The organism is Streptomyces sp. NPDC040405 (assembly GCF_055595765.1).
Map to the genome: position 1 here is coordinate 285,683 of NZ_JBVIVI010000007.1, position 15,271 is coordinate 300,953.

At 71.9% G+C, this 15,271-nt stretch carries 14 protein-coding genes; 12 read left to right on the forward strand and 2 right to left on the reverse strand.

Features of this window, described 5'->3' with window-relative positions; translation table 11 throughout:
* The first annotated feature begins 146 nt into the window (after window positions 1–146).
* The 7 genes from ACZ59A_RS28115 to ACZ59A_RS28145 all read left to right on the forward strand — a co-directional run bounded on the left by ACZ59A_RS28115 (window position 147) and on the right by ACZ59A_RS28145 (window position 8,301).
* Window positions 147–809 (forward strand): SCO family protein, encoded by a 663-nt coding sequence (locus ACZ59A_RS28115; protein WP_470963877.1) that lies wholly within the window; start codon window positions 147–149, stop codon window positions 807–809.
* Window positions 806–1,273, forward strand: a complete 468-nt coding sequence (locus ACZ59A_RS28120; protein ID WP_470963880.1) for a copper chaperone PCu(A)C — start codon at window positions 806–808, stop codon at window positions 1,271–1,273. The genes ACZ59A_RS28115 and ACZ59A_RS28120 overlap by 4 nt, the downstream gene beginning before the upstream one ends.
* Window positions 1,274–1,279: 6 nt before the next feature.
* Window positions 1,280–3,328 carry a copper resistance CopC/CopD family protein gene (locus ACZ59A_RS28125; protein ID WP_470963883.1) on the forward strand — a complete coding sequence of 683 codons (2,049 nt, stop codon included), beginning with the start codon at window positions 1,280–1,282 and terminating at the stop codon, window positions 3,326–3,328.
* Window positions 3,325–4,602 (forward strand): iron uptake transporter deferrochelatase/peroxidase subunit, encoded by a 1,278-nt coding sequence (efeB, locus tag ACZ59A_RS28130; protein WP_470963886.1) that lies wholly within the window; start codon window positions 3,325–3,327, stop codon window positions 4,600–4,602. The genes ACZ59A_RS28125 and efeB overlap by 4 nt, the downstream gene beginning before the upstream one ends.
* Before the next feature lie 78 nt (window positions 4,603–4,680).
* Window positions 4,681–5,616 carry a prephenate dehydratase gene (gene pheA / locus ACZ59A_RS28135; RefSeq protein ID WP_470963889.1) on the forward strand — a complete coding sequence of 312 codons (936 nt, stop codon included), beginning with the start codon at window positions 4,681–4,683 and terminating at the stop codon, window positions 5,614–5,616.
* Window positions 5,617–6,214: 598 nt separating this feature from the next.
* A complete protein-coding gene (serS, locus tag ACZ59A_RS28140) occupies window positions 6,215–7,492 on the forward strand; it encodes a serine--tRNA ligase (RefSeq protein WP_470963891.1) in 1,278 nt (425 codons plus the stop codon).
* Window positions 7,489–8,301 carry an HAD family hydrolase gene (locus ACZ59A_RS28145; RefSeq protein ID WP_470963894.1) on the forward strand — a complete coding sequence of 271 codons (813 nt, stop codon included), beginning with the start codon at window positions 7,489–7,491 and terminating at the stop codon, window positions 8,299–8,301. The genes serS and ACZ59A_RS28145 overlap by 4 nt, the downstream gene beginning before the upstream one ends.
* Window positions 8,302–8,380: 79 nt before the next feature.
* On the opposite strand, the gene ACZ59A_RS28150 is transcribed toward ACZ59A_RS28145, so the two are convergent.
* Both ACZ59A_RS28150 and ACZ59A_RS28155 read right to left on the reverse strand, forming a co-directional pair.
* Window positions 8,381–8,830, reverse strand: a complete 450-nt coding sequence (locus tag ACZ59A_RS28150) for a phospholipase (RefSeq protein WP_468043221.1) — start codon at window positions 8,828–8,830, stop codon at window positions 8,381–8,383.
* A 199-nt stretch (window positions 8,831–9,029) separates the two neighbouring features.
* On the reverse strand, window positions 9,030–10,046 hold the full coding sequence (locus ACZ59A_RS28155; RefSeq protein ID WP_470963897.1) for an Lrp/AsnC family transcriptional regulator: 1,017 nt from the start codon (window positions 10,044–10,046) through the stop codon (window positions 9,030–9,032).
* 135 nt (window positions 10,047–10,181) lie between these two features.
* Here ACZ59A_RS28155 and ACZ59A_RS28160 point away from each other — a divergent pair, with 135 nt between their 5' ends.
* From ACZ59A_RS28160 to ACZ59A_RS28180, 5 genes are all read left to right on the forward strand, one after another.
* The gene (locus ACZ59A_RS28160; RefSeq protein ID WP_470963900.1) at window positions 10,182–11,726 is read left to right on the forward strand and encodes an MFS transporter; all 1,545 of its coding nucleotides are present in this window, start codon (window positions 10,182–10,184) and stop codon (window positions 11,724–11,726) included.
* Window positions 11,727–11,987: 261 nt separating this feature from the next.
* Window positions 11,988–12,740, forward strand: a complete 753-nt coding sequence (locus ACZ59A_RS28165) for a hypothetical protein (protein ID WP_470963903.1) — start codon at window positions 11,988–11,990, stop codon at window positions 12,738–12,740.
* Window positions 12,741–12,858: 118 nt separating this feature from the next.
* On the forward strand, window positions 12,859–13,569 hold the full coding sequence (locus ACZ59A_RS28170) for a FadR/GntR family transcriptional regulator (RefSeq protein ID WP_470963906.1): 711 nt from the start codon (window positions 12,859–12,861) through the stop codon (window positions 13,567–13,569).
* Between the two features lie 57 nt (window positions 13,570–13,626).
* Window positions 13,627–14,913, forward strand: a complete 1,287-nt coding sequence (locus ACZ59A_RS28175) for a CynX/NimT family MFS transporter (protein WP_470963909.1) — start codon at window positions 13,627–13,629, stop codon at window positions 14,911–14,913.
* A gap of 134 nt (window positions 14,914–15,047) precedes the next feature.
* Window positions 15,048–15,260 (forward strand): hypothetical protein, encoded by a 213-nt coding sequence (locus ACZ59A_RS28180; RefSeq protein WP_470963912.1) that lies wholly within the window; start codon window positions 15,048–15,050, stop codon window positions 15,258–15,260.
* The last annotated feature ends 11 nt before the right edge of the window (window positions 15,261–15,271 follow it).

Sequence of the window (15,271 nt, forward strand, 5' to 3'; positions counted from 1 at the left end):
CAGCGTCTACGACGCCTCCACCCTCGCCACCCTCTGGTTCGCGGGCCCCCCCTCCCCCCCCCTCCTCCTCCCCCCCCCCCCCCCCCCCCCCCCCCCCCCACCACCCACGCACCACCGATCCATCGATCTCTTTGGAGAACAGCTCCATGCGCACCAAGATCCTGGGCTCCGCCCTCGTCGCCGCCGTCGCGCTCACCCTCACCGCCTGCGGCGGCTCCGGCGACGGCGGGGACAAGGGGGACAGCGCCGCCAGCGTCTCGGGCGGGCAGAAGACGGGACAGGCGATCGTCCTGAACAACGACGCCAAGGCCAAGCCCGACCTCGTCCTCACCGACACCGAGGGCAAGAAGTACGACCTGCTCAAGGAGACCAAGGGCCACCCGACCCTGCTCTTCTTCGGCTACACCCACTGCCCGGACGTCTGCCCGCTGACCATGAGCAACCTCGGCATCGCCGTGTCCAAGCTGTCCAAGGCCGAGCGCGAGAAGCTGCGGGTCGTGATGGTCACCACCGACCCGGAGCGCGACACCCCGCAGCGGATGCGGAAGTGGCTGGACGCCCAGGGCGGCAAGGACTTCGTCGGGCTGACCGGCGACTTCGACACCATCCAGGCCGGAGCCAAGCCGCTCGGCATCTTCATCGAGAAGCCGAAGAAGGAGAAGGACGGCAGCCTCACCGTCAACCACGGCGCCCAGGTGCTGGGCTTCTCGCCGAAGGACGACAAGGGGCACTGGATCTACACCACGTCGACCTCGCCCCAGCAGTACGCCAAGGACCTCCCGAAGATCATCAAGGGGGAGAACCCGTGACCGCCCGGCACCGGGCCGCCGCCGCGGCCGCCCTCGCCCTCGGACTGACCGGCACGCTCACCGCCTGCGGCGGCGACGACGGAGGCAGCGGGGACCGCCCCGAGCTGTCCGTCGGCGGCGCGTACATCCCGCGGCCCGCGATGGGCGACATGGCGGCGGGCTTCCTGACCGTGACGAACAAGGGGGGCGGCGCCGACAAGCTGACGTCCATCACCACCCCGCTCGCCCGCGACGTCACCCTGCACACCACCAAGGGCACGCAGATGAAGCAGGTCAGCTCGCTCGACGTGCCCGCGAACGGCCAACTCAGGCTGTCCAGCGGGGGCGATCATCTGATGCTGACAAAACTGACCCACAAGCCGAAGGTCGGTGAGAAGGTCGAATTCACCCTGCACTTCGCCACGTCCGACGCCATCAAGATCAAAGTCCCGGTCGAGCCGATGACGTACCGTCCCAAGGACTGACAGCCGATGCCCTCGCTGATCTCCCCGACCGTCCGGCCCCGGACCGGTGTCCGGACCTCCGTCACCGCGCGGCGGCTGCTGTCGGTCCTCGGCGCCCTGCTCGCTGCGCTGCTGTGCGCGCTGAGCTTCGGTGCCGGGCCCGCGTCCGCGCACGCCGCGCTCACCTCCACCAGCCCCGGTGAGGGAGCGGTGGTGAAGTCCGCGCCGTCGGACGTCGCGCTCACCTTCACGGAGGGCGTGCTGCTCGGCCGGGACGCGGTGCGCGTCCTCGACCCCAAGGGCAAGCGCGTGGACGCCGGGAAGACGGCGCATGTGGACGGCAAGTCGTCGACCGCGGCGGTCGCGCTGCGCTCCGGGCTGCCCGACGGCACCTACACAGTGGCGTGGAAGGCGGTCTCGGAGGACAGCCACCCGGTGAGCGGCGCGTTCACCTTCTCCATCGGCGCGCCGTCCAAGACCTCGGTCAAGGCGCCGTCGGGCGAGAGCGGCGACAGCACGGTCACCACGCTGTACGGCATCGGGCGGTACGCGGCCTACGGCGGGTTCGCGGCGCTGGTCGGCGCTTGCGTGTTCGCCGGGGTGTGCCGGTCCTCCCGGCCGGTCCGGAAGATCGCGGTCGGCGGCTGGGCGACGCTCTTCGGGGCCACCCTGATGCTGTTGCTGCTGCGCGGGCCGTACGCCAGCTCCGAGGGGCTCGGCAAGGTCTTCGACCTCGGCGGGCTCGGCGACGTCCTCGACACCAAGCCGGGCGCGGCGCTGCTGTCCCGGCTGCTGCTGCTCGGCGTGGCGGCGGTCTTCCTGGCCGTGCTCTTCGGTTCGTACACCCGCCACACCGAGGCGGAAGAGGAGGACGCCAAGCGCCGCCATGACCTCGCCTTCGGGCTCGGCTTCGGCGGCGTCGTCGTCACGGTGGGCCTCGCCGCGACCTGGGCGATGGCCGAGCACGCCTCGGTCGGCATCCAGCGCCAGCTGGCCATGCCGGTCGACGTGATCCACCTGGTCGCGGTCGGGGTGTGGCTGGGCGGTCTCGCCTCGCTCGCGGTGACGCTCCGCGCGGGCGTGCCGATCGAGCGGGCGGCCGTGGTCCGCTTCTCCCGGCTCGCCTTCGGCTCCGTCGTCGCCCTGGTCCTCACCGGGCTGTACCAGTCGTGGCGGCAGGTCGGCTCCTGGAAGGCGCTGACCGGCACCGACTACGGGCGGCTGCTGCTGATCAAGGTGGCGCTGGTGGCGGTGCTCGTCGGCATCGCCGCCTTCTCGCGCCGCTGGACCAGCCGTCTCGGCGACGCCACGGCCGAAGTCGCCTCCTCCGCCGTCTCCGCCGCGGCGGAAGCGGAGGGCGAGGCCAAGGCGATGGTGAAGGCCGGGCAGCCGGTCCGTACCGGCGCCGCCGGAGCGTCCGACGCCGGGGCGTCCGACGCCGGAGCGTCCGACGCCGGTGAAGGCGCCGCCGAGGGCTCCGGGGCCGACGACGACCCCGTACGCACCGCCCAGCTCGCCCGTCAGCGGGCGGCCAAGGACCGGACCGCCACCCGGCGGGAGCGCGACGCTGACCCGCAGCGCAGCGGACTGCGCCGTTCCGTGATCGCCGAGACCGTCGTGGCCGCGGTGCTGCTCGCGGTGACCACCGTGCTGAGCGGCACCCAGCCGGGCCGGGCGGATACCGGGAAGCCCGCGGCCGCCGCGGCCGTGGACCCCGGCGGGCTGAACGTCGATCCGGTGAGCGTGTCGATCCCGTACAACACCGGCCCCAAGAGCGGCCGCGGCAAGGCCATCGTCATGCTCGACCCGGCGCTGCCCGGCGACAACGCCCTCAACGTCTTCATCAGCGACTTCGCCGACCGTCCGATCGACGTGCCGGAGGTGAAGGTCGCGCTGACTCTCAAGCAGAAGGGCCTCGGCCCGCTGTCGATCCCCCTCAAGCACCGCTCCACCGGACACTGGAACGCCCAGAGCGTCCAGCTCCCCATGGCCGGAAAGTGGCTGCTGTCCCTCACCGTACGTACCTCCGACATCGACCAGGTGACGGAGACCAGGAACGTGAAGATCGCGCAATGAGCACTCAGCAAGCCCCGAAAACCGACGAAACCCCACAAGACCAGCAAGCCGCCCCCGCCGGGGTGTCCCGGCGCCGACTGCTGGGCTCGGCCGGCGCCGCGGGCGCGGCCGGGCTCGTCGCCGGCGGGGCGGCCGGCGCGTACGCCGCGGAGGCGACGCGGGATACGCCCCGGCCGCTCAGCTCGGTCGGCTCGACGGCCGTCCCCTTCTCCGGCAAACACCAGGCGGGGATCACCACCCCGCTGCAGGCCCACGGCCATCTCCTTGCCTTCGACCTGGCGCCCGGCGCGAACCGCAGACAGGCCGCCGCGCTGCTGCGCCGCTGGTCGAGGACGGCGCGCGAGCTGGCCGAGGGCAGGACGCCGCCGGACGACACGGGCATCGCGCTCGACGCCGGACCGTCCTCCCTCACGGTCACCTTCGGCTTCGGCCGCTCCTTCTTCGGCAAGGCCGGTGTGAAGGACCAGCTCCCGGAGGCACTCGCTCCGCTCCCCGACTTCGCCTCCGACGCGCTCGACGCGAAGCGCAGCAACGGCGACCTGTGGGTCCAGATCGGCGCCGATGACGGGCTCGTCGCCTTCCACGCGCTGCGCGCGCTCCAGCGAGAGGCCGGGGACACCGCCCGGCTGCGCTGGCAGATGAACGGCTTCAACCGCGCCCCCGGAGCCACCGGCCACCCCATGACCGTGCGCAATCTGATGGGCCAGGTCGACGGCACGAACAACCCCAAGCCGGAGGAGCCGACCTTCGACCGGCGGATCTTCGTACCGGACAAGGGGGACCCGGCCTGGATGGCGGGCGGCTCGTACGCCGTGGTGCGCCGGATCCGGATGCTGCTCGACTCCTGGGACAACCTCTCCCGGGAGCGGCAGGAGAAGGTCGTCGGCCGCCGCAAGTCGGACGGGGCCCCGCTGTCCGGCGGCACCGAGACGACCCCGGTGCGGCTCGACAAGCTGAACGCGGAGGGCGGGCTGGCCATCGGGGGCGCCGCCCACGTACGGGTCGCGGCCCCCGAGTCGAACCAGGGCGCGGCGATGCTGCGCCGCCCGTTCTCGTACCACGACGGCTTCCGCGACGACGGGGCGCCGGACGCGGGGCTGCTGTTCATCGCGTGGCAGGCGGATCCGATGAAGGGGTTCGTACCGGTGCAGCGGAAGCTGGACCTCGGGGACGATCTGTCCCGGTTCCTGCGGCACGAGGCGAGCGCGCTCTTCGCGGTGCCGGGCGGCTGCGCGCCGGACGGGTACGTGGGTCAGGCACTCTTGGAAGGGTGAGCGGGGGATGAACCGCCTCGGCCCCGGAAGCCGCTGGGTATCGTGGCGGCTCTCATACGATCACAGGGAGCCACCGTGATGTCGGCCAGTCAGTATGTCTACCTCGGCCCCGAGGGCACCTTCACCGAGGCCGCGCTGCGGTCCCTGCCGGAGGCTGCCACGCGCGAGCTGGTCCCGATGGTCTCGGTGCCCGCGGCGCTGGACGCCGTGCGCAGCGGCGCGGCGGCGGCCGCCCTGGTGCCCATCGAGAACTCGGTCGAGGGCGGGGTCACGGCGACCCTCGACGAGCTGGCCACCGGCGAACCGCTGACGATCTACCGCGAGGTGCTGCTGCCGATCAGCTTCGCGCTGCTGGCGCGGCCGGGCACCACGATCTCGGACGTCAAGACGGTGACCGGGCACCCGGTGTCCCAGCCGCAGGTCCGCAACTGGCTGGCGGCGAACCTGCCGGACGCCCTGTGGGAGTCGGCCGCCTCGAACGCGGACGGCGCGCGGCTGGTGCAGGAGGGGCGCTACGACGCGGCGTTCGCGGGCGCGTTCGCGGGGCCGAAGTACGGTCTGGAGCCGCTGGTCACCGACATCCACGACGCGGAGAACGCGATGACCCGCTTCGTGCTGGTCGGCCGCCCGGCCCGGCCCGCCGCCCGGACCGGCGCGGACAAGACGTCCGTGGTGATCTGGCTCGGCGCCGACCACCCGGGCGCGCTGCTTGAGCTGCTCCAGGAGTTCTCGGCACGCGGCGTCAACATGATGCGGATCGAGTCGCGCCCGACCGGCGAGGGCATCGGCCGCTACTGCTTCTCGGTGGACTGCGAGGGGCACATCACGGACCGGCGGGTGGGCTCGGCCCTGATGGGGCTGAAGCGGGTCTGCCCGAAGGTCCGCTTCCTGGGCTCGTACCCGCGTGCGGGGGTGGACGCGGCGGACCTGGCGCCGCTGCGCCACGGCACCTCGGACGAGGCGTTCACGGAGGCGGCGGAGTGGCTGGCCCGCTGCCAGGACGGGCGGGGCTGAGCCCGCTCGGGACCGCGTGAAGGGGACCGCGTACGGGGGCTGAGCGCGGCCGGGACGTCGGGCCCGGGGCCGGTCAACGCCGTGCCGGGTCATCTTCACGGAAAAGTTATCCACAGGCTCGGCCGCACGCTGGGGACAAGTCGACACCACCAATCCGGCAATGTCGACACATCACCACAGTCACCTCATCGGCTCACAACACCGGACATTGCGGAATCCGTCACCGCAATTCCCTTGATCCGCTCTTTGGAGTGAGGGATTCCTCTCTCAAAGAGTGTGTGAACGCGATTCGATAGGGGAATCCATCGCCGAGCACTCGGCGGACTAAACGATCACCTCGACATCCACAGATCTCACACACAGGCTGTGGATAACTCCCGAGTATCCCAACAACCCTGTGGACAACGGATCGCCAACTCGCCCCGCACGCAGGGCAAGCCAGTCATCTCTTTGCCCCTTTTCGGGGAATGCGCACGCATTCCTTGACGCCGCCCCCCACAGGAATTCCCAGGTTTTCCCACAGCCCTAAATGGGGGCAAAAAGGGGCACACCGGAATATCGCGTCGAGCCCCCGAGGTCACACCGGTAACCTGGGGGGGTGATTGACCTTCGCCTGCTCCGTGAGGACCCCGACCGAGTGCGCGCCTCCCAGCGCGCCCGTGGAGAGGACGTCGGCATCGTCGACGCCCTCCTGGCCGCCGACGAGCGGCGCAGGTCCTCCAGTGTCCGCTTCGACGAGCTGCGCTCCGAACAGAAGGCGCTCGGCAAGCTCATCCCCAAGGCATCCGGGGACGAGAAGGCCGAGCTGCTGAAGAAGGCCGGTGAACTGTCCGCCGCGGTCAAGGCGGCCGACGCCGAGCAGGACGTGGCGGCCGAGGAGACCCAGACCCTGCTGCGCCAGCTGGGCAATCTGGTCCACCCTGACGTCCCCGTGGGCGGCGAGGACGACTTCACCGTCCTGGAGACGGTCGGCACCCCGCGCGACTTCGCGGCCGAGGGCATCACCCCCAAGGACCACCTGGAGCTGGGCGAGCTGCTCGGCGCCATCGACACCGAGCGCGGCGCCAAGGTCTCCGGTTCGCGCTTCTACTACCTCACCGGCGTCGGCGCGCTGCTGGAGCTCGCGCTGGTGAACGCGGCGATGGCGCAGGCCGGCGCGGCGGGCTTCACCCCCGTGCTCACCCCGGCGCTGGTCAAGCCGAAGGCCATGGAGGGCACCGGCTTCCTGGGCCAGGCCGCGGAGGACGTCTACCACCTGGACAAGGACGACCTCTACCTGGTCGGCACCTCCGAGGTCCCGCTCGCCGCGTACCACATGGACGAGATCCTGGACGCGGAGCAGCTGCCGCGGCGCTACGCGGGCTTCTCCTCCTGCTTCCGCCGCGAGGCCGGGTCGTACGGCAAGGACACCCGGGGCATCTTCCGGGTGCACCAGTTCGACAAGGTCGAGATGTTCGTCTACACCACGCCGGAGGAGGCGGAGGCCGAGCACCAGCGGCTGCTGGAGTGGGAGAAGCAGTGGCTGACCTCGCTCGAACTGCCGTTCCGGGTGGTCGATCTGGCCTCGGGTGACCTGGGCTCGTCCGCGACGCGGAAGTTCGACTGCGAGGCGTGGATCCCGACCCAGGGCAAGTACCGCGAGCTGACCTCGACGTCCAACACCACCGAGTTCCAGTCGCGGCGGCTGTCGATCCGGATGCGCGAGGGCAAGAAGGTCCGCCCGCTGGCGACGCTGAACGGCACGCTGTGCGCGGTCACCCGGACCATCGTCGCGATCCTGGAGAACCACCAGCAGGCCGACGGTTCGGTGCGGGTGCCCGAGGTGCTGCGGCCGTTCCTGGGCGGGCGCGAGGTCCTGGCACCGGTCGCCCGGTGAGCGCCGCCACCACCTTTCCGTATCCCCTGGTCGCGACGGATCTCGACGGCACCCTGCTGCGGCCCGACCACACCGTCTCGGCCCGTACCCGTGCCGCGCTCGCCGCGGCGACCGCGGCCGGAGCCGCCCATATCGTCGTCACCGGGCGCACCGTGCCGGTGGCCCGGCACATACTGGACGACCTCGGCTACGAGGGGCTCACGGTGTGCGGCCAGGGCGCGCAGGTCTACCACGCGGGCGAGCGCCGGCTGCTGACCTCCGTCACGCTGGACCGCCAGGTGGCCATGCTGGCGCTGGAGAAGATCGAGGCGGAGATCGGTCCGCTGCTGCTGGCCGCGGCCCGCGACGGGCTCGACGGCGAGGTGCTGTTCGGCCCGGGATACCGGGTGGGGCACGGGGACATGCCGCTCAACTCGTTCAGCGACCGGGACGAGGTGTGGTCCGCGCCCATCAGCAAGCTCTACATCCAGCACCCGGAGCTGGGCGACGACGCGCTCGCGGATGCCGCGCGGATCGCCGCCGGGGGTCTGATCGGGGTGACGATGGCGGGCGCGGGTCTGGTGGAGCTGCTGCCGCTGGGGCTGACCAAGGCCACGGGCCTCTCGCTGGCGGCCCGCAGGCTGAAGGTGACGGCGGCGGACACCATCGCGTTCGGCGACATGCCCAATGACATACCGATGTTCGGCTGGGCGAAGCACGGTGTCGCGATGGCCAACGCGCACGACGGCCTGAAGGCCGTCGCCGACGAGATCACCGCCTCCAACGAGGAGGACGGCATAGCCGTGGTGCTGGAGCGGCTCCTCGGCTGAGCCTTTGGCTGAAGACGGATGACGTATGACGACGGGCGGCCCACGGCGGGCCGCCCGTCGTCATACGGGGTCCGGGGCGTCAGCCCAGGTTCTTCACGGCCTGGTAGTAGGTCCACGCGGTGCCGTCGCAGGCGGTCTTCTGCGCACCGGAGTAGGCGGAGCACACCCGCTTGAGGTCCTCGTAGAAGGCGCTGTCGATACGGGCCTTGTTGGCGTCGAAGATGCCGAGCGCCTTGTGGTTGCGGTACCCGAAGTCATGGCGGGCGCAGGAGGTCTGGAAGGGGAAGCCGAAGGGGTTGTCGGGGGAGCTGCTGCAGTAGTCGGTGGACCAGTCGAACGCGTACGCGGCCCAGGCGCCCTGGTTGTTGCGGGCCGCGAGCCAGGTGTTGTAGCTGCTGGCGCTGGTCTGGGTCCAGCTCGCGAGCACCTGCGCCTTGTCGGCGGGGGCGGCCTGGGCGGGGGCGGCCAGGGCGACGGCGGCGGCCGCGGTGACGACGGTGGTGGCAAGACTCGTGACGAGACGACGCATTTCGGTTCCCTCCGTTGGTTGCTGACGGCAGCTCAAACCACCCGCGTGGGACACGGGTTGCGGGAGGTGTGAGGTGGCGCACATCCAGAATTCGGCAGGTTCCTGACAAGCGTCAAGATCTAGACAGGCGTATGCATGAACAGAGTTCAACCAACGGAGGTTCGGAGGTTCCTCCAAGCGGCCCCGGATCAGGGACAGTTCACGGAATGCGCCGCGGCGGGTTGTGCGGTGAGGCGGGCAGCGGACCCGGTCCCTTGATCTTCCGGATCATCGGCGACGTCTCCATGTGCCGTACGGCGGGCAGCGCGGCGACCCGCGTCGTCAGATAGGCGTAGAGCGCCGGTACATCGCGGCACACCACGGTCGCGAACAGATTGTTCGGCCCCGTGGTCGCGCACGCGAACGCCACCTCGGGATGGTCCGCGAGCGCCTGCCCCATGGCGCCCAGCTCCGACGGCGGCACCGACAGCCACAGCCCGGTCGCGATCTCCTGCCCGAACACCGCGCGGCCGTAGTCGACGTCGAAGTACAGCGTGCCGTCGGCGCGCAGGGCGGCGAGCCGACGGCGCACCGTCGACTGCGACCAGCCGGTGGCGGCCGCCAGTTCGGCCAGCGGCGCCCGGCCGTCCCGGGCGAGGACCGCCAGCAGCTTCCGGTCGTCGGCGCCCAGCGGCTCCCGCGACTCCCCCGGCTCCCCTTCGGAGGGTTCCGCGGTGGGCGGGCTCAGCAGTGCGACCTGCTCGGCGGTCAGCGAACCGGACTTCATGACCAGGCCCTTCGGCCCGCCGAAGAACTCGTGCAGCACACAGTGCGCGCTCACCCCCACCACCCGGGGCGTGCGCGGCAGCTTGCCCAGCAGCAGCTGTTCGCTGTCCCAGCCGGACTCCGCCCGGGCCATGGCCACGACCTCGGTGCCGTTGGACATCACGGTCACCCAGGAGGTGTCGGGGCGGCGGGCCAGCGCCTCGGCCACCGTCAGGGCCGCGTCCGGCAGGCACTGCACCCGCACCATCCACATCACCTCGCCGACCGCCGCCGGATCGGTGAGGCCGAGCACCCGGATCGCCCCCGTGGTCCGCAGCCGGGTGTAGCGGCGCGCCACGGTCTGGTCGGAGACGCCCAGCACCTCGGCGATGCGGCTGAACGGGGCCCGGCCGTCGAGTTGGAGGGCGTGCACCAGCGCCCGGTCCAGATCGTCGTACGCGTCGGATTTCACCGGCCAAAGCTAACCGATGTCGCATAACGCCATTGGCGCGGCGCTGGCTGGAGGCGAAGCCGGTGCCACGGTGACCGTATGGGCCACGGGGCTCCGGCATCGGGCCCGCCCCCTGCTACTTCTCGGAGATTCCCCATGCGCAGCACATGGTGGCCGCTGGCCGCCATCACACTCGGCAACTTCATGCTGCTGATAGACGTGACCATCGTGAACACCGCGCTGCCGCAGGTGGCGCACGGACTGGACGCGTCCTTCACCTCCCTCCAGTGGGTGATGGACATCTACGCGCTGGCGCTCGCCGCGCTGCTCATGGTGGCCGGTTCGGCGGCGGACCTCTTCGGCCGTCGGCGGCTGTATCTGCTCGGCCTCACCGTCTTCGCGCTGTCCTCGCTGGCCTGCGGGCTCGCCCCCGACGCCGGGGTGCTGATCGCCGCCCGCGCGGTCCAGGGCGCCGGGGCGGCGGCCATGTTCGCCACCAACACCCCGCTGCTGATGGCCACCTACTCCGGACGCGCCCGCGGCGTCGCCTTCGGGGTGTGGGGCGGCATGAGCGGGGCGGCCGCGGCGGCCGGTCCGGTGCTGGGCGGGGTGCTCACCGAGTACGTCGACTGGCGGGCCATCTTCCTCGTCAACCTGCCGCTGACGGCCATCGCGGTCTGGATCACGCTCCGTACGGTCGGCGAATCGCGCGGCGCGCCGGGAGCGCGCATCGACTGGCCGGGCGCCGCCTTCTTCACCGCGTGCGCCGGTGCGCTGACGTACGGGCTGATGCGGGGCGGCGAGGAGGGCTGGTCCGACACCGGAACGGTCCTCTCCCTGACCGGTGCCGCTCTCGCGCTGATCGTCTTCGTCGTCGTGGAGTGCGGGGCCCGTCAGCCCCTGCTCGACCTGCGGCTGCTGCGCCGCCCGTCCTTCGCGGTGCTGATGGCCGCGGCCCTGCTGCTCCAGGCGGCGGCCTTCCCCTACCTCACCTACGCCGGGCTGTGGCTGCAGTCCGTACTCGACATGAGCCCGGTACGGGCGGGGCTCGCGGTGACGCCGATGGCGGGGGTCTCGCTGATCGTCGGCGCGGCGGGCGGGCGCCTGATGGACAAGGTCGCGCCGGGGCGCACACTCGGCGGCGGACTGCTGCTGGTGGGCGCGGGCGCACTCGTCAACGCCACGCTGGTGGACGCCTCTTCGGACTGGACGTCCTTCGCCCCGGGCCTGGCGCTGGCGGGTCTCGGCATCGGCCTCGCCATGCCCGTCCTGGTGTCGGCGGCCCTCGGCGCCGCCCCGCCGGAGCGGGCGGGCATGGCCAGCGGCGCGGTGAACACCTTCCGCCAGCTGGGATACGCGCTCGGCATCGCGGTCCTGGGCACGGTCTTCGCGACGCGGGTCCGGGACGCGGTCACCGACAGCGGCACCGTCCCGCCCCGGGCCTCCGGCCAGGCGGCCGACGCGATCAGCGGCGGCCACGCCGACGCCGTCATCGCCGCCGCCCCACCGGACCACGCGGCCGCGGCCCGCACCCTGGTCCACGAGTCGTTCGCCTCCGGCCTCGACCGGATCTGCCTGATCTCCGGCATCACGGCCCTGGCGGCGGGCCTCCTCGTCCTCACCGTCGTCCGCGACCGCCCGAAGCCCCCGACACCGAACCCTCAGCCCGACCCCTCCCCGACGGAGCCGATCGCGGCGTAAGCGCCCGCTTCCGTCCCCGGCGCCGTCAACACGACGGAGTCGCGTAACCCTGCTGCAGTCGGATCGTTGTTCTAGATACGCGTTATGCGCGGCGGCAACGCGAGTTCGAGCTTCGGCCGGGCGACGGATCGCTGGATGACACAGCGGTTGGGTCCGAAAGAGGTATGGCAGCCTCCGCTCCTGGTCCCTGGATACGGGCGGCCATCGGCCCCTGGCTAGTGGGGCTCGACCACACCCGTATCCACACCGGAAGGCACAGCCATGCCACCCGAGACCGCACTGCTGGAGTCGCGCGCGCTGCGCGACAGCGTGATCGAACGGACCGACGTCCTCGACAAGGTCAAGATCCTCGCCATGCTCCCCGATGGGGTTCACGTCACCACACGCATCGTCGCGGCTTACTTCGAGGTTGGGGAAGAAGCCATCAAGAGCCTGGCCAAACGGCACCGGGAGGAGTTCCACGGCAACGGGATGCACACACTCCGAGGCCCTGACCTGCAAGTCTTCCATAGGTCCAATTCGGACCTATGGGATCCGAGTTATCCACAGGCCATCACGCAGCTGACCCTCTACCCCCGCCGCGCCGTGCTCAACGTGGCCATGCTGCTGCGTGACAGCGATATCGCCAGGCGGGTACGGACGTATCTGCTCGACGTCGAGGAGCGCGCCCGGGCGGGGCAGGGATCCGGCGCGGGGCGGCCCCCGCTCGAACAGATCCTCACCGAGCGGCTGCTGGAGGGGCCGATCGGCACCCGGCTCGACGCCGTCGAATCGCGGCTGGCCGACGTCGGTTCCGCGCTGCGGGAGCTGACCCCGTGGCTGGCCAGGATGTCGGCCCGGCTGGACGGCATGGACCAGCGGCTCGACGCGCATGGGCGGGTGATCTGCGCCATGAGCGAGCGGCTCTGCGACCTCGGCGAGGACATGAAGGAAGTCCGCCGGGATGTCGCCCGGCTCAAGACCGCGGTGGAGCCGGGGCGTTCGGCGCGGGGTAAGAGGCGGCGTCGGCAGTAGCCGACAGGGTCCCGGGCGGTGGTAGCCGCCCGGGACCCGAGCATTTAGGTGGCATAGGCATCTAGATAGATTGTAGGATGACTGGGCAACCGGTCGAATCGAAGAGGAGTCACAGGTCATGGCCTTGCGTGCCGCCGGGCGGCAGTCGCTCGTCGACACCGTCGTGGAGCAGCTGCGCGCGCAGTTCGCCGAGGGCGAGTGGAGGGTCGGTGACCGCGTGCCGACCGAGCATGCGCTCGCCGAGCAGCTTCAGGTCGGCCGGAACACGGTCCGCGAGGCGGTTCGCGTCCTCGTGCACGCCGGAATGCTTCAGTCCAGGCAGGGCGAGGGCACCTTCGTGGTCTCCACCACCGACCCGGCCGAGGTCATGCGGGACGTACGGCGCGCCGGGATCCGGGACGTGCTGGAGCTGCGTATCGCGCTGGAGGCCGAGGGCGCCCGGCTCGCCGCGCTCCGGCACCGGCCCGCCGATCTGGAGCGGATGCGCGCGGCGCTCGCCTCGCAGGCGGCCTTCGAGGACGCCGAGGGGCAGCCGGAGTCGGGGAGCCATGAGCTGTACGCGGCGCATGACGTCGCGTTCCACACCGCGGTGGTCGAGGCCGCGCACAACGCCGCGCTGAGCGCCACGTACGGCTGGTTCAGCACTTCGGTGCGCGAGGCGCTGGTGGCGTCGCTCGGCGACCGCGAGATGCCGCGCATCGTGCCCGGCGACCACCACGCCCTCGTCGACGCCATCGCGTCGGGCGATCCGACGGCGGCCGAGGGCGCGGCGCGGGCCCTGCTGGAGACGCCGAAGCGCGCCGTCGAGACGTTGCTCGACGCGGGCTGAGCCACCCCGCCGACCACCCGACCACCCCAACACCCCCACCATGGAACGGAGCTGTCCTTGTCACGCCCGCACACCCCCGCCCCCGAGGCCGAGCCGCTGCTCGTCGACGCCGAGACGGATCTGCGGCCGACCCCGGAGGTGGCCGCCGCCCGGCGGACGCTGCGCGCCCATCCGGCGCTCGTCCTGGTCGGCATCGTGCTGGCGTCCCTCAACATGCGCGCCTCGCTCGCCGGGGTCTCCCCGCTGCTCGGCGAGATCAGCGGCGACTTCGGGCTGAGCGCGACCGCGGGCAGCCTGGTGACCACGATCCCGCTGATCTTCATGGGGCTGGCCTCGCCGCTCGCGCCGCGGCTCGCCCGGCGCTGGGGCACCGAGACGGCGCTGCTGGCGGCGCTGGTGCTGCTGGGCGGCGGGGTCCTGCTGCGCGTCGCGCCGCCGCTGGTCGCGCTGTTCGCCGGGTGCGCCCTGGTCGGCAGCGGGATCGCGCTGCTCAACGTGCTGATGCCCGGCCTGATCAAACGGGACTTCCCGGACCGGGCGGCGGTGATGACCGCCCTCTACTCGACCGCGATGATCGCCGGAGCGACCGCCTCCGCCGCGGCCGCCGTCCCACTGGAGAACGTGCTCGGCGGCTGGCGCGGTTCGCTCGCCTCCTGGTCGCTGCTGGCCGCGGTCGCGGCGGTGCTGTGGGTTCCGCAGGCGGTGCTCGCGCGGCGCGGTACACACCATGGCCAGCCCGCGGCGGCACCGGCGCGGGCCGGGGACGGCCGGGCGCTGTCCCGTTCGCCGCTGGCCTGGCAGGTGACGCTGTTCATGGGGCTGCAGTCGCTGGTCGCGTACGTCACCATCGCCTGGATGCCGACGATCCTCACCGACCACGGCATGGGCAAGGCCACCGCCGGCCTGGTCTTCGCCTTCAGCACGCTGGTGCAGATGGCCGGTTCGTTCGTGGTGCCGCTGCTGGCCGGGCGGATGCGCGCGCAGCGGCTGCTGGCGGTCGTGGTGGCCGGGCTGATGGCGTCCGGGATCGCCGGACTGCTGGTGGCCCCGGTGCCCGGGGCCTGGGCGTGGGCGGCGCTGATCGGCGTGGGGCAGGGCGGCTCGGTGGGGCTCGCGCTCACCATGATGGTGCTGCGGACCGGGGATGCCCACACCTCGGCGCGGCTGTCGGGGATGGCGCAGACCTGGGGTTATCTGCTGGCCGCCGCGGGCCCGCTGGCGCTCGGCGCGGTGCACCAGGCCACCGGCGGCTGGACGCTGCCGCTCCTGCTGATGCTCGCGGTGTGCACGGCGCTGGGCCTGCTGGGGCTGGGCGCGGGGCGCGACCGCAAGATCGCGTCCTGACGGACCGCGCGCCCCTTCCCCACGTCCCCGCGTTCACAGCTCATCCGCAGGCGGCAAAGGGGAAACGGACAACTCCGGCCGTCACGCTCGCTGTCATCGGGCACCGGCGACGATCGGAGGACGAGATGAGCGGCATGAGCGGTGTGAGCACGAAGTGGCGGCGGATGCTGCGGGCGCCGTGGATCGTGGCCGGTGCGGTCGCGACCGTAACCCTCGGCTCGTCCGCGGCCGTGGCTTCCGCCCTCGACCAGGCCAACGCCGCCCCCGGACACACCACGGCGGCGGTCGTCACGACGACCGCCGCCACGGGGGAGACCGGCCGCCTCGTCAACCGCTGGCGGCCGTAGGTGCCCTGAGG